Consider the following 21231-nt stretch of genomic DNA (forward strand, 5'->3'; position numbering starts at 1 on the left):
GTTCGGTCTTTTTTTTTATTTTTGATAGATGGATTCCAATAAAAAATTAGGCTTAGTAGGAAGAAATATTTCTTATTCTTTTTCTAAAAAATTCTTCGAAAACAAATTCCAGAAATTAATGTTAAAAGGCTTTTCTTATGACATCTTTGATCTTAAGGAAATAGATGAAGTTGAACAATTATTTTCAACTCCTGAACTTTTGGGTTTCAATGTAACCATTCCCTATAAAGAAAAGATTATCAATTATCTGGATGAATTGAGTGAGGAAGCCAAAGAAATTGGAGCAGTTAATTGTGTTTTAATCCAGGACGGGAAGAAAACCGGCTATAACACGGATGCAGTTGGGTTTGAAAAAACTTTACTTCTTCATAAAAAGCCACAACATACTTCAGCTCTGATATTAGGAAACGGAGGAGCTGCCAAAGCAGTACAATATGTACTCGATAAAAATGGAATCTCTTCACAGATTGTTTCCAGAAAATCAATATTAAATTTTGATAATCTAGACACTCAAACAGTTCAGGATCATAAGCTGATAATTCAGACCACTCCGGTAGGAACTTTTCCCAATGTCGATGATTGCCTAAAATTCCCATTTGAGGGACTTTCTAAGGAACATTTGATAATCGATTTAATATATAATCCCAATTACACTAAGTTCATTATGAATGCTTCGGAAAAAGGAGCCAAAACTGTAAACGGATATTACATGCTTGAACAGCAAGCAGAAAAAGCTTGGGAAATTTGGAATTTTCAAAAAAAATAACATAAATTAGTGCATTAATTGGCATTTTAGCCACTTACAAGAGATATTAACGCCGCTCACATAAAAGATTTGCTATGACAACAGAAAATAATCTTTCTGAAAACGAAGAAAATAAAAATTCGATCGAAGTACCTCAAGAAGAAACCTCGGAAGACACTGTACCTCAGGATGAAAATCAGCATGAAGATACTGAGCACCCTGAAGAACATGCTGATGCCGATATTTCCCTTGCAGATGCATTGAAAGAAATGGAAAAAATTATCAACGCTCCCAATGCAGGTGAAGACAGCAGAAGATTCAATCTATTAAAAGAAAAAGCAAATCACCACATCCATGATGAGGTAGAAGATAAAAAGCATGATTATGTAGAAGCTGGAAATGCTCCTGAGAATTTTAGCTATGAACATCCTTCACAATCAAAACTTTCTGCTCTTGTTAATATTTTCAAAGAAAAACATGACAACTTTCAGAAAGGTCAGGAACAAGAGCAAAAGAAAAATCTTGAGCACCGTCAGGGCATTATTGAAAGACTTAAAAATCTATATACCAATTCAGAACCCAACACCAATTTATTCAAATCGATTCGCGAGATAAAAGAAGATTGGTCTAATGCGGGGCAGGTTGCAAAATCTGAATTTAAAATTCTAAATAATAACTATTTCCATCATTTGAATCAATTTTATCAAATGCTGGATTTAAATAAAGAATTTCTTGAGCAGGAATATGGCCACAATCTTGAAAAAAGACAGCACATTATCGCCCGCGCTAAAGAACTTGAAAACGAGCCCGTAATCCAAAAAGCATTGAATGAATTGCAATATTTACATAAGCTTTGGAAAGAAGAGGCAGAACCTGTAGCTGAAGAATTCCGCGAAAAGACTTGGGAAGAGTTTAAAGAAATTTCAAACAAAATTCATGAAAGAAAGTCTGAGCTTTCTGCAGCAATAGAATCTGAACAAAATGACAACCTCGAAAAGAAGAACAAGGTCATTGAAGAAATTAAGAAATTATCTGAACCTTCTGAAACGCCTAACCATAACTATTGGCAAAATGCGATCAAAAGAGTTGAAGATCTACGTTCTGACTTCTTAAAAACGGGAAGTGTTCCAAGAAAATTATCCAATCAAAATTGGAATGATTTTAAAACGACTCTGAGAAATTTTAATACGACAAAAAATAATTATTACAAGTCCTTAAAAGGTTCTCAGCAAACTAATTTAGAGGAAAAATTAAAATTAATCCAGACTGCTCAGGACAACATGAATAATGAGGAATGGGATATTGCTGTTCCATTATTCAAAAAACTTCAGGAAGACTGGAAAAAGATTGGGCATGTACCAAAGAGTATGACCAATAAAATCTGGGATGAGTTTCGTGATGCTTGCAATACATTCTTCAATAATTACAGAGAAAAGAGCAATGCCTCTACCGATAACTGGAAGGAAAACTACAAACAGAAAAAAGAACTTCTTGAAGAATTGAAAACCATTTCTAATGATGAAGGAAGTATCGAAAAGATTGAAACCATAAAAACAGCCTGGAATAATATAGGAAAAGTACCGAGAGATAAAATCTCGATCAATTCTGAATTTAATAAGACTCTAAGAGACAAGTTGAAATTGAATAAGATCAATGAACTTGAATTAAAAGAGGAAGGTCTGTCTGAAAATCAATTGACAGATAAAGCCAGAAAAATGAAGAGTCAGATTGCTGATCTGGAATCTGAAATTGTAAAATTAGAAAATAATCTAGCATTCTTCAATAAACCATCGAGAGACAATCCTTTATTAGCAGATACTTTCAATACCATTGATGAAAAGAAAGCTCATCTGGAAACTTTAAAACAAAATCTTCACAACATCATTGTCGGAGACTAATTCATAAAAAAACAGTAAAAGGCGAAGCAAAGAAATTTGTCTTCGCCTTTTTTATAATATGCAGGACGAATTATATATAAAAAGATGTATTGAACTGGCCCAAAAAGCTTTGGGTAGAACATATCCGAACCCTATGGTAGGAAGTGTAATCGTACATAATAATGAAATTATCGGAGAAGGCTATCATCACAAAGCAGGAGAACCTCATGCTGAGATTAATGCGATTAATTCCGTTGTCAATAAATATCTTATTCCTGAATCTACGATCTATGTTTCCCTTGAGCCTTGTGCCCATTATGGGAAAACACCTCCTTGTGCTTTAAAGATCAAAGAGCTGGGATTCAAAAAAGTAGTAATTGGAGCTATGGACTCCCACGATAAAGTAAATGGAAAAGGCAAAAAAATCATTCAGGACGCTGGAATAGAAGTCACTTCCGGAGTTTTAGAAAAGGAGTGTATTGAACTTAACAAAAGGTTTTTTACTTATCACGAAAAGAAGAGGCCTTATATTATTTTAAAATGGGCGGAATCTGCAGACGGTTTTTTAGATAAAGATTTTAAACCTACTGCAATTTCAAATTCACTTGCCAATCAATTTGTACATCAATTACGAGCAGATGAGCATGCTATTTTAGTTGGCACTCAAACTGCAATTAACGATAACCCAAGCCTGACCGCAAGAAATGTGGAGGGAATCAATCCTGTAAGAATTTTAATTGATTTTGATTTAAAAGTGCCTGCTGATTTTAAGATATACAATAATGAAGCAAAAACTTTAGTTTTTAATTCTATTAAAGAAGAAAACGAAAGTAATATTCATTGGATTAAAATTGGGAAAGAGAATTTTTTATCTGAGTTAATGAATGCTTTATACATAGAACAGATCCAATCTGTCATTATAGAAGGCGGAAATTTTACATTACAACAATTCATTGATGCTGGCCTTTGGGACGAAGCTATTGTTATCAAAAGTGAAGATCTAAAACTTGAAAATGGAACAAAAGCCCCTGAATTGGATTCCAAACCTATTAAAATACAAACACTAAGAGATAATATTTTGTCATTCTATTCTTCTAACAATAGGTAATTTTCTCTAAAATTATCACAATGATTTGAAATAATATGAGTAATTTGGTTTAAACTAAACTATCATATTATGAAAAATTTGAAAAAAATTACTAGAATCAATTTGAAAACCATTACTGGAGGAGCACGCGTAACATGCATTTTACCTAACGGACAACCAACCACATGCAAAGATTATTGTCCTGAAAACTTTTGTGGACCTATGGTAAATATGTGTTTAATGCCGATAGGTTTATGTGATTAAATTCATCATTACTCACCTTAGATTTAAGAAAAATAAATAGGCAGCGATTAGAATTTTGATCGCTGCCTATTTATTATGACATCAATTGTAAAGCATTTTATATTTTTGCACTTATAAATACGGCTGAATGACGCACGAATATAAAACGATCGAAAACCCTATTGAAAATACTTTAATAAAAGAGAAAGGAAGTAAATTCATTGGATTCGCCTATCCTGTCAATAATGATAATGAGCTTAAAAATGCTCTGGAAAAAGTAAGAATCGAACATCCTAAAGCAACCCATCATTGCTATGCTTTCAGAATGGGATTAAATGGCGAAAACTACCGGGCTAATGATGATGGTGAGCCATCAGGAAGTGCTGGATTACCCATATATAATCAATTATTAGCAAACGAAATCACTAATGTTCTGGTGATTGTCGTTCGCTATTATGGAGGTACTAAGCTAGGCGTCTCCGGTTTGGTAAAAGCTTATAAAGAATCAGCAAAATTCACCATAGAAGAAGCAGAAATCATTACCAAAGAATTAGAAACTGAGATTGAAATCCAATTTAATTTCAACCAACAAAATACCATTTTTACATTGCTGTCGAAATTTGATGCAAAAGTTTTAAATTTTGATGCTGATGAAAGCTGCATTCTTACTGCCTCTTTAAAAACAGCACAAAAAGAAAACATCTCAGATAAATTATCTGAGATGCAATATGTTTCTTTTGAATTTAAAGATTAATTTCGTCTTCCACCCATGAGTAAAGACACCCAATAAAGCAGCTGTACCAAAGATCCTATAGCAGCAACCACATACGTTCTGGCTGCCCATTTTAAACTATCCTGTACACCGACATACTCTTCAGCTGTTACTGTTCCAGTATCCTTCAACCATTTCATTGCTCTGTTGCTCGCATCATATTCCACAGGAAGCGTTACAAAAGCAAAAAGAGTAGTCACTGCAAATAATGCTACACCAATTGCTAATACAGTTGTATTTCCGTTTGGATTTTCAATAGTTCTACTTGCAGCCATCACTGCAATACCTGCGAAGATGACAAACTGCATCAGATTAGAACTAATATTTACAATAGGAACTAATCTTGATCTCAACTGAAGCATTGAATATCCAACTGCATGCTGCACAGCGTGTCCACATTCATGTGCAGCTACTGCTGCTGCTGCCGCATTCCTCTGCATGTACACTCCTTCCGAAAGGTTTACAGTTTTATCTGCTGGATTATAGTGATCTGTTAATTGTCCCGGAACCGAAATTACCTGAACATCATTAATTCCGTTATCTCTTAGCATTTTTTCAGCCACTTCTTTGCCAGAAAGGCCGTTTCGAAGGTGTACATTGGAATAATACTCAAATTTAGATTTCAATTTTGATGAAACATACCAGCTCACCAGCATTGTAATCCCAATAATTACATAATAACCAATCATTTTAATAAAATTTAATAGATATTTTTACCCTCTAAGATGTAAAAACTGTGCCAAAGTATTACATTTTATTTATTTATATTTGTCTTTTAATTACCCTCAAAAACTATGTCTACAGTTTCAATTCTAGAAGTAAAAACCCAAAACGATTTAAAGCAGTTTGTGAAATTCCCAATGGACTTGTATAAAAACAATCCATATTATGTTCCATCTTTCATTAAGGATGAATTTAAAATCTGGAGTGCTGAAGAGAACCCGGCACTTACCTATTCGGAATCAAAACAATATCTTGCTTTTAAAGACCAAAAAGTAGTTGGGCGAATTGCGGTAATTATTAATCATAAAGAAGAAAAAGAACTAGGCATAAAGAAAGTACGATTTGGCTGGATAGACTTCATTGATGATAAAGAAGTATCTAAGGCACTTATTCAAAAAGCTATCGATTATGCTAAAGAACATACTATTGACATGATTGAAGGCCCGATGGGTTTTACGAATCTTGACAAAGCAGGAATGTTGACCATGGGGTTTGACAAATTGGCCACAATGATTGGGATTTACAATCATGAATACTACCCCAAACACCTTGAAGCACTTGGAATGATAAAAGAAAAGGAATGGGTGGAATACGAAATGAATTTCCCGAAAGTTTTACCTGAAAAAGTAGAAAAATTCAGTGGTTTAATTGCCCAGAAATACAAACTTAAGGTTCTTAATTTCAAATCTAAAGAAGAAATTCTTCCTTTTGTAGAACCTATGTTCAAATTACTGGACGAAACCTACAAACATCTATCCACATACACCCCTATCTCTGATGAGCAAATAAAAACATACAGAGAAAAGTACTTCCCTTTTATAGATAAGAATTATGTGATCTGCGTTGTGGATGAAAATAACCAACTGGTCTCTTTTGCGATCACCATGCCTTCCTATTCAAAAGCTCTGCAAAAATCAAAAGGAAAGCTATTCCCTTTTGGCTGGTGGCACTTTTTACAGGCTGGCAAGAAAAATGACCGTGCTAATTTCTATCTCATTGGAATTCATCCGGAATATCAAAGAAGAGGTGTTACTGCAATTATATTCAAGGAGATCTTTGTCCGTTTTACCAGTATGGGAATTGATTTCGCTGAAACCAATCCGGAACTGGAAGAAAACAAGAGTGTACAGCTTCTTTGGCAGGATTACAACCCTGTAAACCATAAGAGGAGAAGAACGTATTCATTGAGGATAAATGATTAATTGGGTTTGAGGTTTAAGATTCGAGGTCCGCGTTCCGGGATTCGGGATTCGAAGTATAAAACATAAACTAAATTATTTTTGTAAAACTCAATTTAATATTTTAGACTTTATTATTTTCAACCTGAACCCCGAAACTCGTACCTCGTATCTCGAAACAAATACCGCGCAACTCGCATCTCGAAACTAAATATCTAAAACTTACAACTCCTCTCCTATGAAACCACATCTTATCGTTTTCGCCATTCTTATCGCCGGGTTTATCATTTACAATTTCTTTTTTCAAAATGGAGATGACAAAACAAATACCGTAATCAATATTGCTTATTCCAGTATTCTTTTCGGATATATTTCATTTATGGCTTATTCTCTTCTCAAAAAAATGAAGAAATAAATACCTCTTTACAGACTATTTTTCGTTTTGTTAAAAATATTTTTTATTTTTACAACACACTAATATCCTGTATACCATGAACTTAATATTAAAAACCCTCTTTTTAGGAGCTTTTTTTATCTTAATAAAAATAGATTCTCAGGAGTTCTATGTAGACACTACTTTAAACTTCACCAGCAACGTAAATAAGGTGTACAAACTTAATGTTTCAAACACCAGTCAAGTAGAAGAAACTTTCTGTGCACCTACAAACCCAGCAAACGAAGTTTATACAGATATTGCTATAGACGTTTCCAATAATCTGTATTACGTAACTACTTCAGGATCATTATACAGGAAAAACAGTTCTAATGCCACTTGTGAATTTCTTGGAGATTTCACGAATCCATATGGTTCAATTAAAGCGCTGGTCTCTGATTCCGGGCCTTATTTATATGCTGTTGGATCTCCAACCAAACTTTATAAATATGAAATCAGCACCGGTACATTTTCGTATATGGGCGACCTACCCGCAGGACAATATATAGCGGGAGATCTCTTTTTTTACAACAGAAGGCTTTTCGCAACTACTTTAACAGGCATACTTGAAATCAATATGAATACCCCGTCTGCAAGCTGCCCATTTATCAATTTTGGAGTATTGTCAAACTTATTCTCAGCCTTTTCAATACATTATGGAAGCTACTCCAAGGTCTATGTTATAGGTTCTTCAGCCTCAGGCTCTACACTATATGAGCTTGATATGATTAATAAAGTACTTGGACCACCCATCAGAACATATAATTATCAGATTAACGGTGCGGCAGCATACTATGATTTAACCGGAATAGAGTCCACATGCATCCCAACTTTAGGAGTTAACGAGACCAATACTACGGGTATCTATTTCAATGTGATTAATCCAACTAAAAATAACATTATCTGCAAAACAAATATTGAACGCGATCAAATTACATCTATACAACTCTTTGATAATTCGGGAAGGCTTATTAAAGATTTTTCAAGTCAAAACAGTATTGAAAAATTGGATATCTCTGATCTTAGTCATGGACAATATCTTTTGATCGTGACTACGAAAAATGGTGAGAAATACACCAAAAAGATAATAACCAGTCTCTAATTTTTATTCATTCTAAATTACCACTTTTCCTTATTTTAACTCCACATTTAAGGTTATTAATTTCATGCTTTCTTGTTTATTCGCTAAATTTGCAAATTGAGATAATAATGCAAAAATGAATTTACCTGAAAGTTATATTCCGATACTTATTCAAGCCGGTGTTGCAATTGGTTTTGTAGCTGTTTCGTTGCTTGGAGCGCATTTCTTAGGACCCCGTCAAAAGAAAGGAAATTCTGTGAAGAACCAAAGTTGGGAATGTGGTGTTCCAGTAGAAGGAAATGCCAGAACTCCTTTTTCCATCAAGTATTTCCTTACTGCGGTATTGTTCGTCCTATTCGATATCGAAATCGTATTTTTTTATCCATATGCTGTTAACTTCAGAGAATTCGGATTTGAAGGATTCCTTGCGGTACTTACCTTCGTTGCTATTTTCTTCGTAGGGTTTATCTATGTATGGAAACGTGGCGCATTAGATTGGGATAAATAAAGTAAAATTATGAATGATGAATTTTAAATCCAGAATTTAAAATTCAAAATCTAAAATCAAATACAATGTCAGATCAAAAACCAATAATAAGAACAGATGCACCTGCTCCCGATGGATTTGAAGGAGAAGGATTTTTCGCAACGAAACTGAGCAGTGTAATCGGAATGGCAAGAAAGTTTTCTCTTTGGCCATTACCATTTGCAACCTCTTGTTGTGGTATCGAGTTTATGGCTACCCTGAATCCAACGTATGATGCTTCAAGATTTGGAATGGAAAGAAACTCTTTCTCTCCAAGACAGGCAGATATGCTGATGGTTTGTGGAACTATATCTAAGAAATTAGGACCCGTCCTAAAAGAAGTGTACACTCAGATGGCTGAGCCAAAATGGGTGGTTGCTGTAGGAGCATGCGCTTCCAGCGGTGGTATTTTTGACACATACTCTGTTTTACAGGGAATTGATAAAATTATTCCGGTAGATGTTTATGTTCCGGGATGCCCGCCAAGACCAGAACAGATTATTGAAGGAGTAATGCAGGTTCAGGCTCTTGCAGAAAGCGAAAGCATCAGAAGAAGAGACATGCCTGAATATCAGAATTTATTAGATTCTTACAATATAAGTAACTAAACGGAAATGACGAACGAATTTGTATTAGAAGCAATTACAAGAGAATTTCCTGAAACTGTAATTTCCAGTTCAGAACCTTATGGAATGCTGACCGTTGAAGTGAAAAAAGATGACATCAAAAAAGTGATTCATTACCTTAAGGATTCGTCTTTAGAAATTAATTTCCTTACAGATATTTGCGGAATTCATTATCCTGAATTTCCTGAAAAAGAAATAGGAGTGGTTTATCATTTACACAATATGATGACCAATTTCAGAATCCGTCTTAAAGTATTTATGTCCAGAGAAAATATTGAAGTAGATTCTCTTACGGAACTATATGCCGGAGCTAACTGGATGGAAAGAGAAACCTATGATTTCTTTGGGATCAAGTTTAAGGGACATCCTGATCTTCGACCTATTTTGAATATGGAAGATCTGGGTTACCACCCAATGTTGAAAGAATATCGTCTTGAGGATGGCACAAGAACTGACAAGAACGATAGCATGTTCGGAAGATAAAAAGCCAATGGTCAATGGCAGCTAGCCAATAGCCTGAAGCAAACAGCTAAAAGCAATCATTATGAAAGATAACTCATTATCTAATATACTTAACCAATACGAAAGTAAGGAACAGATTGACGGTCAGTTATACACCCTCAATTTAGGTCCTACCCACCCTGCAACTCACGGTATTTTTCAGAATGTCTTAACGATGGATGGAGAAAGAATTCTTCATGCTGAGCAAACGGTAGGATACATCCACAGAGCATTTGAGAAAATTTCTGAAAGAAGAAATTATACTCAGATCACTACCCTTACTGATCGTATGAACTACTGTTCTGCTCCTATTAACAATCTGGGATGGCATATGACTGTAGAAAAGCTGATTGGAATTGAAGTTCCTAAGCGTGTAGATTACATCCGTGTTATTCTTATGGAATTGGCAAGGATCGGAGATCACCTGATCTGTAATGGAGTAACAGGTATGGACTCTGGAGCAATTACTGGTCTTACGTATATGTTCATCGAAAGAGAGCGTATTTATGATATCTATGAGCAGATCTGTGGAGCTAGGATGACTACCAATATGGGAAGAATCGGAGGCTTTGAAAGAGATCTAACACCTAAGTGCCATGAATTAATCAAAGATTTCTTAAAAACTTTCCCTAAAAAGTTTGCTGAATTTGGTCAGCTTTTAGAAAGAAACAGAATCTTTATGGACAGAACCATCGGTGCTGGAGCGATTTCTGCTGAAAGAGCATTAAGCTATGGTTTTACAGGTCCTAACTTACGTGCGGCAGGTGTAGATTATGATGTGAGAGTTGCACAACCTTATTCTTCTTATCAGGATTTCGACTTCATTATTCCGGTAGGAACAGCGGGTGATACCTATGACCGTTTCATGGTTCGCCAACAAGAAATCTGGGAATCCATTAAAATTATTGAACAAGCATATAATAATCTTCCTGAAGGAGATTTCCATGCGGATGTTCCTGATTTTTATCTTCCTGAGAAAGCAGATGTTTATAACAAAATGGAAGCACTAATCTACCACTTCAAAATTGTAATGGGAGAAACTGAAATTCCAAAAGGAGAAGTATATCATGCAGTAGAAGGAGGAAATGGAGAATTAGGATTCTATTTAGTGAGTGATGGAGGAAGAAGTCCTTACAGGTTACACTTCAGAAGACCATGTTTTATCTACTACCAGGCATATCCGGAAATGATTACAGGTTCTGTAATCTCTGATGCGATTGTGACTATGTGTAGTATGAATATCATTGCGGGAGAATTAGACGCATAAAATGTAAAAAGTATCATTGTAAAATGTATTCATGACTTTTTACAATGACCAAAATAAATTAAGTCATTAGTACATTGTACATTGTACAATAATACATTAAAGAAAATGAGCGAAACAATAGCTTTTAAACCGGAAAGTTTAGCACAGGTACATAAAATTATCGCAAGATATCCTGAAGGAAGACAAAAGTCTGCTCTTCTTCCTGTTCTGCATTTAGCACAAAAAGAATTTGGAGGATGGCTGGATGTTCCGGTAATGGATTATGTTGCAGAATTATTGAGTATTACGCCAATTGAAGTATATGAAGTAGCTACTTTTTATACCATGTTCAATATGAAACCGGTTGGTAAATATGTTTTGGAGGTTTGCAGAACGGGACCATGCATGGTTTGCGGAAGTGAAAAGATCCTGAATCATATAAGAACCAAACTGAACATTAAGGATGGGGAAACTACAGAAGACGGAATGTTCACACTAAAGCCTGCTGAATGTCTTGGCGCTTGTGGATATGCACCGATGATGCAGTTAGGAAAATTCTTTCATGAAAATTTAACGATAGAAAAAGTAGACGAAATCCTTGATCTTTGTAGAGAAGGACAAGTTGCTTTAGATTAATAGAAATTTTAAATTCTAAGTTTTAGATTTTAAATTATTCACTTAACGTTTAATAATAATTAATGCAAGAGGCCAAAAGCCAATTGCAATAAGCAAATAACAATGAGTAAAAAACTTTTACTTAAAGACGCACATGTAGAAGGCATCCGCTATTTCGAAACTTACCGTAAACAGGGAGGTTACGAAGCAGCAGAAAAAGCCTTGAAGATGACACCCGATGATATTTTAGAAGAAGTAAAAACTTCAGGACTTCGTGGTCGTGGTGGTGCAGGGTTTCCTACAGGAATGAAATGGAGCTTTTTGGCAAAACCGGAAGGCGTTCCAAGACACCTTGTAGTAAATGCGGATGAATCTGAACCAGGAACATTTAAAGACAGATATTTGATGGAATTTATTCCTCATTTATTGATCGAAGGAATGCTTATCTCTTCTTTCTGTTTAGGTTCAAATGTTTCTTATATCTACATCCGTGGGGAGTATTCATGGATTCCTGATATTTTAGAAGAAGCTATTGAAGAGGCTAAAGCAGCTGGATTTTTAGGTAAAAATATTCTCGGAACAGGTTTCGATTGTGAAATCTACGTTCAAAGAGGTGGTGGAGCTTATATCTGTGGTGAAGAGACTGCGTTGCTTGAATCCCTGGAAGGTAAAAGAGGTAACCCAAGATTAAAACCACCATTCCCTGCTGTAAAAGGACTTTGGGAAAGACCAACAGTGGTAAACAATGTTGAGTCTATCGCAGCAGTGGTTCCTATCATAAATATTACCGGAGCTGAATTTGCTAAAATAGGTGTTGGAAGATCTACAGGTACTAAATTGATTTCTGCTTGCGGAAATATCAACAAACCTGGAGTGTATGAAATCGATATGACAATTACCGTTGAAGAATTCATTTATTCTGATGAATATTGTGGTGGTATTCCGAATGGAAAAAAATTAAAAGCCTGTATCCCAGGTGGTAGTTCTGTTCCTATCGTTCCGGCTAACCTATTATTAAGAACTGTAAACGGCGAACCAAGATATATGAATTATGAATCCTTAGCTGATGGTGGTTTTGCTACCGGAACGATGATGGGTTCAGGAGGTTTTATTGTTTTGGATGAAGACCAGTGTATTGTAGAACATACCATGACATTGGCAAGATTCTATAATCACGAAAGCTGTGGACAATGTACTCCGTGTCGTGAAGGGACAGGATGGATGTACAAAATTTTAAAGAAGATTGAAAACGGACAGGGTAAAATGGAAGACATCGATTTACTTTGGGATATCCAGAGAAAAATTGAAGGAAATACAATTTGTCCTTTAGGAGATGCGGCAGCTTGGCCTGTTGCAGCGGCTATACGTCATTTCAGAGATGAATTTGAATGGCATATTAAAAATCCTGAGTTATGTTTAACTCAAAATTATGGATTGGCAAATTATGCAGATCCTATTCCTGTTGTTGAAAATAATGCGTAGTTACAAATGAAAAAGTTATTAGTTGTTAGTTTAGTTATCTCAAATTTTGTGTTTGCACAAAAAACTAAAAATGACTCTTTGCAATCTGATTTACTAACTGTAACTCCGGCTCCTATTAAAAAGAAAGAAAAACCTATGCCTTTAAGCAAAAAGGGTCAGATGTTTGTCTTTTTCGGGTGGAACAGAGCTGCTTTCAGTAATTCTGATATCAATTTCTCAGGAAATGGTTATAATTTTCAGTTGAATAATGTATCAGCACAGGACAGACCTACAAAATTTGGTATTGTTTACGTGAATCCAGGTTGGTTTACCGTAGTACAATACAACTTTAGAGCAGGTTATTTTATTAAAGATAATTTGGCGCTTGTTCTGGGTATTGATCATATGAAATATGTGATGGATCAGAATCAGACTGTTGGCTTTAAAGGACATATTTCGGATCCTGAATATGCGGCAATGGTACAAAACGGACAGGTAAATTTAGCAGATGAAAAATTTCTTACTTTCGAACATACAGATGGTCTTAATTATGAAAATTTAGGTCTTGAAAAATACCAAAACCTTATTCACAAGAAAAATATTGATTTGGTATGGTCTTATGGAGCGGGACTTGGTGTAATGTTTCCAAAAAGTAATGTAAGACTTTTCGGTAATGAAAGAAGTGACCGTTTTCATGTGGCTGGTATGGGAACTGATATAAGATCCAGTCTTAACCTGGTTTTCTGGAAAAACTGGATGATCAGATTAGAAGGTAAAGCAGGATATATTAATATGTGGGACATTAAAACCACATTAAATAATAAACCAGATAAAGCCAGACAGGATTTTGTTTTCGGACAGGTTCTTGCCGGAGTTGGGTATACATTTAACACGAAGAAGTATAATTAAAATATAGCTTAACGCCTTACAAGCATAAGCGAAAGCATAAAATATGAGCGAAGAGGTTAAAAAATTCAAAATAACTATAGACGGACAAACTACTGAAGTTTTGCCTGGAACTTCTATTTTGGAAGCTGCCAGACAAATCGGTGGAAAATCTGTACCTCCTGCAATGTGCTACTACAGCAAGCTGGAAACCAGTGGAGGAAGATGCAGAACTTGTTTAGTGGAAGTTTCTAAGGGATCTGAAGCAGATCCTCGTCCTATGCCAAAATTAGTAGCAAGTTGCAGAACGAATGTGATGGATGGGATGGAAGTAAAAAATCTTACTTCAGATAAAGCTCAGGAAGGTAGAAAGGCGGTTACTGAATTTTTATTGGTAAACCACCCATTAGATTGCCCGATTTGTGATCAGGCTGGAGAATGTCATCTTCAGGACTTAGGTTATGAACATGGTGTAGAAAATACCAGAACTGAATTTGAAAGAAATACTTACGAAGCAGATGATCTTGGGCCAAACATCAAGCTGAATATGAACCGTTGTATTCTTTGTGCAAGATGTGTACTTACTGCTAATCAGCTTACCAATACAAGAGAACATGGTATCCTTTTCAGAGGAGATCATGCAGAGATCTCTACGTATTTAAATAAAGCATTGGATAATGATTTCATTGGAAATGTTATTGATGTTTGTCCAGTGGGAGCTTTAACAGATAGAACAGCACGTTTTGCAAGCAGAGTTTGGTTTACCAACCCAATGAACGCTTCATGTAAATGTGATAAATGTTCAGGAAAAGCTGTCGTTTGGATGAAAGGTGATGAAGTGGTAAGAGTTACTGCAAGAAAAGACCAGTGGGGAGAGGTTGAAGAATTCATCTGTGATACGTGTCGTTTCGAAAGAAAAAAATTAAAGGATTGGAATATTGAAGGTCCTAGACATATCGACAGACATTCTGTGATTTCACTTAACCATTATGAGAAGCCTAAGGATGAACTAAGAGTTTTAGACAATCCTATGGCAAAGGAAATCAGCGAAAAAGACGAAAAATAAAATTTGAAAATTTGATAATGAGTTAATTTGAAAATGAGAAATTTGGTCATGCGGTTTCTATAAGTTCCGTCTTCCTACTTCCATCTTCTTATCTCTCTAATATCTAAATACATAAAAAATGGATTTAATTACATTTAAATTGATACTTGTACTAGCGCTTTTCTTGCTTTCGTTAACGATAGCAGCCTACTCTACCTGGGCGGAAAGAAAAGTAGCTTCAATTATGCAGGACAGAATCGGACCAAACAGAGCAGGTCCTTTCGGATTGCTGCAGCCTCTTGCTGACGGTGGAAAGTTTTTCTTTAAAGAAGACTTTACTCCTGCCAATGCAGAAAAGTTTCTTTTCGTATTGGGACCGGCTTTGGTTATGTTTATTTCATTGATCACTGGAGCTGTAATTCCATGGGGAAAAAGCTTAAATATTGGTGGAATGTCGTACGATCTACAGGTAGCTAACATCGATGTTGGGGTACTTTTCATTATCGGAATGGCTTCTATCGGTGTTTATGGAATCATGATCGGAGGTTGGGCTTCAAATAACAAGTATTCACTATTGGGTGCTATTCGTGCTTCTTCTCAGATGATCTCTTATGAATTGGCAATGGGATTAGCATTACTTTCTATCATTATGATGACAGGAAGTTTAGATTTAAAAGTAATTACTGAAACTCAGACTACAGGAAAATTATGGGGACTTATCCATATCGATGGAATGAACTGGAATATTTTCTATCAGCCATTAGCTTTCCTTATTTTTATGGTTGCTGCTTTGGCAGAAACCAACAGACACCCTTTCGATTTACCTGAGTGTGAATCTGAATTGGTAACAGGATATTCTACGGAATACTCATCAATGAAGCTGGGATTATACATGTTTGGAGAATATGTAAACATGTTTATTTCAAATGCGTTTATGGTTGTTCTATTCTTTGGAGGTTATAACTATCCTGGAATTGAATGGGTAACTCAAAACTGGGGTGAAAACATTGCTGGAATTATAAGTATCGCTGCCTTTTTAGGTAAGACGATCATCGGAATTCTGATCTTTATGTGGATCAGATGGACACTTCCTAGATTCAGATATGACCAGCTGATGCATTTAGGATGGAAGACATTAATTCCATTAGCAGTTTTAAACCTTGTTATTACCGGAGCTTTAATTTTAGCATTCGGACATTAAAAGAGATAAGAATATATTTTTAATGCTGAACATCAATTCAGCCTAAAAAAATTACAATAAATGAAACTTACTAACAGATCAAAAGTTGTTTCTAATAAAGAAATGACCCTTGCTGAGAAAATCTACTTACCGGCGATTTTCAAAGGTATGGGGATTACATTCAAGCATGCTGTAAGAACCGTAGTAAAAGGTGCTCCTGCAGTTTACTCGTATCCTGAAGTACAAAAGCCAAGAGCTAAGGTATGGAGAGGTCATCATGTCCTTAAGAGAGATGAAGAAGGAAGAGAAAGATGTACCGCTTGTGGATTATGTGCAGTTGCATGTCCTGCAGAAGCCATTACCATGACTGCTGCGGAAAGAACAAAAGAAGAAAAAAATCTATACAGAGAAGAGAAGTATGCTTCTGTATATGAAATCAATATGCTAAGATGTATTTTCTGTGGTATGTGTGAAGAGGCCTGTCCAAAATCTGCAATCTATTTAACGGATAGATTAGTGGATGTGGAAACAAACAGAGGTTCTTTTATCTATGGAAAGGATAAATTAGTTGAAAAGATAAATGAAAGGATTGACATCACAGCAAGACAATCCGAGAAACAAAAAAATGCGGTAAAATAATGGATCAGTTTTTATTTTTCTTGGTGGCTTTTTTAGCGGTGGCAAGTGCAGTATACTTCGTATTTGCAAAAAATCCTTTACATGCTATTTTGTCATTAATTGTTACAATGTTTTCAATTGCCGGAATGTACATTCTTTTGAATGCTCAGTTTCTAGCAATTATTCAGATCATAGTGTATGCCGGAGCAATCATGGTATTGTTCCTTTATATTCTAATGATGCTTAATCTTAATAAAGAAGACGAAAGTAAGAAGAACAATACTTTAAAGTTTATTGGAGTTTTTACAGCCGGTCTGTTATTGATTGGTATTTTAGGAGTATTCAGAGGGGTACAGGACAACCACATTGTCGTAGAGAATGTAGACAGAGGGGTTGGTCTTACTAAAAATCTGGGTAAACTTTTGTTTAATGAATATGTCTTACCGTTTGAGCTTGCATCCATCCTTATTTTGGCAGGTATTGTAGGTGCGGTATTAATCGGTAAAAAAGATTTATAAAATTATGGGAGAAGTAAATACATTTATACAAAGCGTCCCTCTAAATTATTTCATCATCCTCTCTTCGGTATTATTCAGTTTGGGAGTATTAGGAGTATTATTGAGAAAAAACGCTATTGTTATTTTGGGTTGTGTAGAGCTTATGCTCAATTCTGCAAATCTTTTATTAGCTGCATTTTCAGCATATAAAGGAAATAGCGATGGACAACTTTTAGTTTTCTTCATTATGGTGGTTGCTGCTGCGGAAGTAGCGGTAGGTTTGGCAATTATTGCTATGCTATATAGAAATACCCGTTCTGTAGATGTTAGTATATTTAATAAATTAAGAGGATAAAGAATGGAAAATTTAGTGTATGCAATAATACTTTTACCACTTTTAGGCTTTCTTATTAACGGTTTGTTCGGGAAAAACCTTCCAAAGATATTCGTTGGAGGATTAGCAACAGCAGCGGTTTTCGCATCGTTCTGTATTGCAGTAAGTATTTTCATGAATTTCAATTCTGAAAGTCAGCCCATTATCGTAAAAGCTTTTGAATGGTTTAGAGTAAATGGAGTTCAGGTTAACTTTGGTTTCCAGATCGATCAGTTGTCTTTAATGATGATCATGATCATTACAGGTATCGGATCTTTGATCCACTTATACTCTATCGGATATATGAGCCACGATAAAGGTTTCTATAAGTTCTTTACTTATCTGAATCTTTTTATCTTCTCTATGTTACTTTTAGTAATGGGAAGCAATTACCTGATCCTGTTCATCGGATGGGAAGGTGTAGGTTTATGTTCTTATTTATTGATCGGATTCTGGTTCACAAACGAAGAATATGGTAAAGCAGCAAGAAAAGCTTTTATCATGAACAGAATTGGTGACCTTGGTTTATTGATCGGTATCTTTATGATCGCTTCTCAAACCAATGCTATTGATTTCCTTTCGGTAGCACAAAACTCTTCAAAATTTGAATTAGACGGAACTGTAATTATCTTTATTACGGCGAGTTTATTTATCGGTGCAACTGGTAAGTCTGCTCAGGTTCCTTTATATACATGGTTACCGGACGCAATGGCTGGACCAACGCCTGTTTCTGCATTAATTCACGCAGCAACTATGGTTACTGCCGGGATCTATTTGGTAGTAAGATCTAATTTCTTATTTACTTTAGCTCCTACAGTTCAGGGTGGAATTCTATTAATAGGATTCTTAACCGCAGCATTAGCTGGTTTCTATGCACTTCGTCAAAACGATATCAAAAAAGTATTGGCTTATTCTACAGTTTCACAACTTGGATTTATGTTCATTGCTTTAGGATTAGGAGCTTATACAACAGCTATGTTCCACGTAATGACACACGCGTTCTTTAAGGCTTTATTGTTCTTAGGTGCTGGTTCTGTAATCCATGCAATGAGCAATGAACAGGATATGCGTTTTATGGGTGGACTTAAAAAAGTAATTCCTATTACTCATGCTACTTTCCTTATCGGAACATTAGCAATCTCTGGATTCCCTTTATTATCAGGGATGATTTCTAAAGATGAAATTTTAGTCGCTGCATTTGCTAAAAACCCGATCTATTGGGTAATGCTATTTATCTTAGCAGCTATTACAGCTACATATATGTTCAGATTGTACTATTTAACTTTCCATGGAGAGTTCAGAGGTACGGAAGAGCAAAAACATCATTTACATGAAAGTCCAATGAACATGACGTTACCATTAGTAGTATTGGCTATTCTGTCTGTAATCGGAGGTTTCATTAATTTGCCACACTTTATCGGTCACGGTCATTATGCAAAATTAATGGAGTGGTTAAAACCGGTACTTACTGAAGAAAGTTTCAAGCAAATGGAAGCAACGCTTTCAGGAGTTGATTTTAATACTGAAATGATACTTTTAGGAGCAACCGTTGTGATGTTCTTCTCTGTGTGGTTTATTGTTAAAAATACTTATGTGAATAAGCAAAAAAGAGCTTTACCGGAAGAAAGTTATACTGGATGGGAAAAGCTTTCTGCTAAAAAATTATATATTGACGAGCTTTACAATGCATTGATTGTAAAAACTGTTGAAGGATTAGGACGTGGAGGTAAAATGTTTGATAAGGGTGTTCTAGATCGTTTTGTAGATTTCGTAGGTGAAGGTGCCGAAGATAGCGGAAGATCTATGAAACGTATTCAAAACGGAAATGTTGAGACATACATTCTTATCATGTCTTTAGCGGTGGGAATTATACTGATTGTTAACTTTATATTACAATAATGTCTGGTTTATTATTAACATTATTACTATTACCTCTAGTAGGTTCGGGATTAGTTTTTGCCTGGAAAAATCAATCCAGCAAATATTTGGCGTTAGGAATTGCATTGGTACAAATGCTTCTTACATTTTATATACTTTCGGATTTCGATTTTACTCCGACTGTAGATAGTGTATTGCAGCATGAGATCAATTATCCTTGGTCACAATTTATCAAAAGTTCACTTCATTTCGGTATTGACGGAATGAGTATGTTACTTTTGTTATTGACCAATATTCTTTCGCCTTTAATTATTTTATCGGCATTTAATGAAAATGTAAATTACAAAAATTCCTTTTACGGTCTGATTCTGTTGATGCAGTTTGGACTTGTTGGAGTTTTCACATCTTTAGATGGTTTATTATTCTATATTTTCTGGGAAGTAACGTTAATTCCGATCTGGTTTATTGCCGGGCTTTGGGGTCAGGAAAATAAAAGATTTGAATTTACAACGAAGTTCTTCGTATATACATTTGTAGGATCATTGTTTATGTTGGCAGGATTGATTTATGTTTACAATCACTCTGCATCATTTGCGTTAACAGATCTATACAATGCTTCACTTAATGCAACACAGCAAACAGTAGTATTTTGGTTCATCTTCTTCGCATTTGCAGTGAAATTACCCATATTTCCATTCCATACATGGCAGCCTGATACGTATACCTACTCTCCTACTCAAGGATCGATGTTGTTATCAGGGATCATGTTGAAAATGGCAGTGTATGGAGTTATCCGTTATTTATTACCAATCACTCCGATTCCTATCATGGGAATTTCGGGACAGATTGTGATCATTCTGGCAATTGTAGGAATTCTGCATGGAGCATTGATCGCCATCATTCAGAATGATATGAAGAGAATCATTGCTTATTCATCTTTTTCTCACGTTGGATTAATGGTTGCAGGTATTTTTGCTTCTGCTGTTATTACGCTTAGAGGAACTTTTACTACTGAGGGTGCTGAAGGTGCTTTAGTACAAACTTTTGCTCACGGTATCAATGTAGTCGGTTTATTCTATTGTGCAGATATTCTATATAAGAGATTTAAATCAAGAGATATCAGACAAATGGGAGGTTTAGCGAAAGTAGCTCCTAAATTTGCCGTGTTATTTTTACTTATCCTTTTAGGCTCAATGGGAGTTCCATTAACCAATGGATTTATCGGAGAATTTATTTTGATTAAATCTATTTTCGATTTCAATGTATTAGCTGCTGTTATTGCAGGTTTAACGATCATTCTTTCTGCAGTTTATTTATTAAGATTTTATGGAAAAGCGATGTTTGGAAAGGGAGATGAAGCAGTATTAAGTACAGCAAAAGATCTTTCAGGAGTAGAGTTTTCCGTATTGGCAAGTTTAGCGGTTTTTGTGATTGTACTTGGTATTTTCCCTCAGCCGATCATCGAAATGGTGAGTAGTTCGTTGAAGTTTATCTATACGGCAATGGCCAATTAAAAGATTTAAAAATTTAAAAGATTAAAGAATTAAGAGATTAGAAGCGGGAAACAAAGACAAAGACCAACTTTGCACCTTTACTCCCTGACATAAACGGTAACGTTGAACTTCCAATCTCAAATCTCAA

Annotated in this window: 23 protein-coding genes; 22 read left to right on the forward strand and 1 reads right to left on the reverse strand. The window is 35.4% G+C overall.

What is annotated here, in order from left to right:
* Positions 1–28: 28 nt before the first annotated feature.
* The 5 genes from JHL15_RS06500 (at position 29) to JHL15_RS06515 (ending at position 4706) form a co-directional block, all read left to right on the forward strand.
* On the forward strand, positions 29–766 hold the full coding sequence (locus JHL15_RS06500) for a shikimate dehydrogenase family protein (protein WP_200244340.1): 738 nt from the start codon (positions 29–31) through the stop codon (positions 764–766).
* A gap of 74 nt (positions 767–840) precedes the next feature.
* Entirely contained in the window at positions 841–2643 is a 1803-nt protein-coding gene (locus tag JHL15_RS06505) for a DUF349 domain-containing protein (protein WP_200244342.1), read from the forward strand.
* A gap of 58 nt (positions 2644–2701) precedes the next feature.
* Positions 2702–3730 (forward strand): bifunctional diaminohydroxyphosphoribosylaminopyrimidine deaminase/5-amino-6-(5-phosphoribosylamino)uracil reductase RibD, encoded by a 1029-nt coding sequence (ribD, locus tag JHL15_RS06510; protein WP_200244343.1) that lies wholly within the window; start codon positions 2702–2704, stop codon positions 3728–3730.
* 69 nt (positions 3731–3799) lie between these two features.
* Positions 3800–3973 carry a bacteriocin-like protein gene (locus tag JHL15_RS21395; RefSeq protein WP_449508517.1) on the forward strand — a complete coding sequence of 58 codons (174 nt, stop codon included), beginning with the start codon at positions 3800–3802 and terminating at the stop codon, positions 3971–3973.
* A gap of 127 nt (positions 3974–4100) precedes the next feature.
* On the forward strand, positions 4101–4706 hold the full coding sequence (locus JHL15_RS06515) for an IMPACT family protein (RefSeq protein WP_200244345.1): 606 nt from the start codon (positions 4101–4103) through the stop codon (positions 4704–4706).
* Here the strand turns inward: JHL15_RS06515 and JHL15_RS06520 are convergent.
* Positions 4703–5413, reverse strand: a complete 711-nt coding sequence (locus JHL15_RS06520) for a zinc metallopeptidase (protein WP_200244347.1) — start codon at positions 5411–5413, stop codon at positions 4703–4705. The genes JHL15_RS06515 and JHL15_RS06520 overlap by 4 nt on opposite strands.
* Before the next feature lie 105 nt (positions 5414–5518).
* On the opposite strand from JHL15_RS06520, the gene JHL15_RS06525 reads away from it, so the two are divergent.
* The 17 genes from JHL15_RS06525 (at position 5519) to JHL15_RS06605 (ending at position 21104) form a co-directional block, all read left to right on the forward strand.
* Entirely contained in the window at positions 5519–6649 is a 1131-nt protein-coding gene (locus tag JHL15_RS06525; RefSeq protein ID WP_200244348.1) for a GTP cyclohydrolase, read from the forward strand.
* A 214-nt stretch (positions 6650–6863) separates the two neighbouring features.
* Positions 6864–7040 (forward strand): hypothetical protein, encoded by a 177-nt coding sequence (locus JHL15_RS06530; protein ID WP_200244349.1) that lies wholly within the window; start codon positions 6864–6866, stop codon positions 7038–7040.
* A 76-nt stretch (positions 7041–7116) separates the two neighbouring features.
* Positions 7117–8160: a T9SS type A sorting domain-containing protein gene (locus JHL15_RS06535; protein ID WP_200244350.1), complete on the forward strand. Its 1044-nt coding sequence runs from the start codon at positions 7117–7119 to the stop codon at positions 8158–8160.
* 115 nt (positions 8161–8275) lie between these two features.
* On the forward strand, positions 8276–8647 hold the full coding sequence (locus JHL15_RS06540) for an NADH-quinone oxidoreductase subunit A (protein ID WP_200244351.1): 372 nt from the start codon (positions 8276–8278) through the stop codon (positions 8645–8647).
* 65 nt (positions 8648–8712) lie between these two features.
* Complete coding sequence (locus tag JHL15_RS06545; protein WP_179468964.1) at positions 8713–9273, forward strand: NADH-quinone oxidoreductase subunit B; 561 nt, start codon at positions 8713–8715, stop codon at positions 9271–9273.
* Positions 9274–9279: 6 nt separating this feature from the next.
* Positions 9280–9774 (forward strand): NADH-quinone oxidoreductase subunit C, encoded by a 495-nt coding sequence (locus JHL15_RS06550; RefSeq protein WP_200244352.1) that lies wholly within the window; start codon positions 9280–9282, stop codon positions 9772–9774.
* Positions 9775–9835: 61 nt separating this feature from the next.
* Positions 9836–11059, forward strand: a complete 1224-nt coding sequence (nuoD, locus tag JHL15_RS06555; protein ID WP_200244353.1) for an NADH dehydrogenase (quinone) subunit D — start codon at positions 9836–9838, stop codon at positions 11057–11059.
* A 105-nt stretch (positions 11060–11164) separates the two neighbouring features.
* On the forward strand, positions 11165–11674 hold the full coding sequence (locus JHL15_RS06560; RefSeq protein WP_200244355.1) for an NADH-quinone oxidoreductase subunit NuoE family protein: 510 nt from the start codon (positions 11165–11167) through the stop codon (positions 11672–11674).
* A gap of 102 nt (positions 11675–11776) precedes the next feature.
* On the forward strand, positions 11777–13135 hold the full coding sequence (nuoF, locus tag JHL15_RS06565) for an NADH-quinone oxidoreductase subunit NuoF (RefSeq protein WP_200244356.1): 1359 nt from the start codon (positions 11777–11779) through the stop codon (positions 13133–13135).
* A 6-nt stretch (positions 13136–13141) separates the two neighbouring features.
* Positions 13142–14023 carry a hypothetical protein gene (locus JHL15_RS06570; RefSeq protein ID WP_200244358.1) on the forward strand — a complete coding sequence of 294 codons (882 nt, stop codon included), beginning with the start codon at positions 13142–13144 and terminating at the stop codon, positions 14021–14023.
* A 43-nt stretch (positions 14024–14066) separates the two neighbouring features.
* On the forward strand, positions 14067–15065 hold the full coding sequence (locus tag JHL15_RS06575) for a 2Fe-2S iron-sulfur cluster-binding protein (RefSeq protein WP_200244360.1): 999 nt from the start codon (positions 14067–14069) through the stop codon (positions 15063–15065).
* A 118-nt stretch (positions 15066–15183) separates the two neighbouring features.
* Entirely contained in the window at positions 15184–16245 is a 1062-nt protein-coding gene (gene nuoH / locus JHL15_RS06580; RefSeq protein ID WP_200244361.1) for an NADH-quinone oxidoreductase subunit NuoH, read from the forward strand.
* Positions 16246–16305: 60 nt separating this feature from the next.
* On the forward strand, positions 16306–16863 hold the full coding sequence (locus JHL15_RS06585) for a NuoI/complex I 23 kDa subunit family protein (RefSeq protein WP_200244363.1): 558 nt from the start codon (positions 16306–16308) through the stop codon (positions 16861–16863).
* Positions 16863–17360 carry an NADH-quinone oxidoreductase subunit J family protein gene (locus JHL15_RS06590; protein ID WP_200244365.1) on the forward strand — a complete coding sequence of 166 codons (498 nt, stop codon included), beginning with the start codon at positions 16863–16865 and terminating at the stop codon, positions 17358–17360. The genes JHL15_RS06585 and JHL15_RS06590 overlap by 1 nt, the downstream gene beginning before the upstream one ends.
* 4 nt (positions 17361–17364) lie before the next feature.
* Positions 17365–17694 carry an NADH-quinone oxidoreductase subunit NuoK gene (nuoK, locus tag JHL15_RS06595; protein WP_089029005.1) on the forward strand — a complete coding sequence of 110 codons (330 nt, stop codon included), beginning with the start codon at positions 17365–17367 and terminating at the stop codon, positions 17692–17694.
* 3 nt (positions 17695–17697) lie between these two features.
* Positions 17698–19611 carry an NADH-quinone oxidoreductase subunit L gene (nuoL, locus tag JHL15_RS06600; RefSeq protein ID WP_200244367.1) on the forward strand — a complete coding sequence of 638 codons (1914 nt, stop codon included), beginning with the start codon at positions 17698–17700 and terminating at the stop codon, positions 19609–19611.
* Positions 19611–21104, forward strand: coding sequence for a complex I subunit 4 family protein (locus JHL15_RS06605; protein WP_200244369.1), 1494 nt, complete (start codon positions 19611–19613; stop codon positions 21102–21104). Before nuoL ends, JHL15_RS06605 begins: the two co-directional genes overlap by 1 nt.
* Positions 21105–21231 lie beyond the last annotated feature (127 nt).

It is taken from the genome of Chryseobacterium paridis, from assembly GCF_016595215.1.
Lineage (GTDB): Bacteria > Bacteroidota > Bacteroidia > Flavobacteriales > Weeksellaceae > Chryseobacterium > Chryseobacterium paridis.

Coding starts and splice junctions, on each gene's coding strand:
- JHL15_RS06500 (WP_200244340.1), top strand. CDS start 29: ATGGATTCCAATAAAAAATTAGGCTTAGTAGGAAGAAATATTTCTTAT.
- JHL15_RS06505 (WP_200244342.1), top strand. CDS start 841: ATGACAACAGAAAATAATCTTTCTGAAAACGAAGAAAATAAAAATTCG.
- ribD (WP_200244343.1), top strand. CDS start 2,702: ATGCAGGACGAATTATATATAAAAAGATGTATTGAACTGGCCCAAAAA.
- JHL15_RS21395 (WP_449508517.1), top strand. CDS start 3,800: ATGAAAAATTTGAAAAAAATTACTAGAATCAATTTGAAAACCATTACT.
- JHL15_RS06515 (WP_200244345.1), top strand. CDS start 4,101: ATGACGCACGAATATAAAACGATCGAAAACCCTATTGAAAATACTTTA.
- JHL15_RS06520 (WP_200244347.1), bottom strand. CDS start 5,413: ATGATTGGTTATTATGTAATTATTGGGATTACAATGCTGGTGAGCTGG.
- JHL15_RS06525 (WP_200244348.1), top strand. CDS start 5,519: ATGTCTACAGTTTCAATTCTAGAAGTAAAAACCCAAAACGATTTAAAG.
- JHL15_RS06530 (WP_200244349.1), top strand. CDS start 6,864: ATGAAACCACATCTTATCGTTTTCGCCATTCTTATCGCCGGGTTTATC.
- JHL15_RS06535 (WP_200244350.1), top strand. CDS start 7,117: ATGAACTTAATATTAAAAACCCTCTTTTTAGGAGCTTTTTTTATCTTA.
- JHL15_RS06540 (WP_200244351.1), top strand. CDS start 8,276: ATGAATTTACCTGAAAGTTATATTCCGATACTTATTCAAGCCGGTGTT.
- JHL15_RS06545 (WP_179468964.1), top strand. CDS start 8,713: ATGTCAGATCAAAAACCAATAATAAGAACAGATGCACCTGCTCCCGAT.
- JHL15_RS06550 (WP_200244352.1), top strand. CDS start 9,280: ATGACGAACGAATTTGTATTAGAAGCAATTACAAGAGAATTTCCTGAA.
- nuoD (WP_200244353.1), top strand. CDS start 9,836: ATGAAAGATAACTCATTATCTAATATACTTAACCAATACGAAAGTAAG.
- JHL15_RS06560 (WP_200244355.1), top strand. CDS start 11,165: ATGAGCGAAACAATAGCTTTTAAACCGGAAAGTTTAGCACAGGTACAT.
- nuoF (WP_200244356.1), top strand. CDS start 11,777: ATGAGTAAAAAACTTTTACTTAAAGACGCACATGTAGAAGGCATCCGC.
- JHL15_RS06570 (WP_200244358.1), top strand. CDS start 13,142: ATGAAAAAGTTATTAGTTGTTAGTTTAGTTATCTCAAATTTTGTGTTT.
- JHL15_RS06575 (WP_200244360.1), top strand. CDS start 14,067: ATGAGCGAAGAGGTTAAAAAATTCAAAATAACTATAGACGGACAAACT.
- nuoH (WP_200244361.1), top strand. CDS start 15,184: ATGGATTTAATTACATTTAAATTGATACTTGTACTAGCGCTTTTCTTG.
- JHL15_RS06585 (WP_200244363.1), top strand. CDS start 16,306: ATGAAACTTACTAACAGATCAAAAGTTGTTTCTAATAAAGAAATGACC.
- JHL15_RS06590 (WP_200244365.1), top strand. CDS start 16,863: ATGGATCAGTTTTTATTTTTCTTGGTGGCTTTTTTAGCGGTGGCAAGT.
- nuoK (WP_089029005.1), top strand. CDS start 17,365: ATGGGAGAAGTAAATACATTTATACAAAGCGTCCCTCTAAATTATTTC.
- nuoL (WP_200244367.1), top strand. CDS start 17,698: ATGGAAAATTTAGTGTATGCAATAATACTTTTACCACTTTTAGGCTTT.
- JHL15_RS06605 (WP_200244369.1), top strand. CDS start 19,611: ATGTCTGGTTTATTATTAACATTATTACTATTACCTCTAGTAGGTTCG.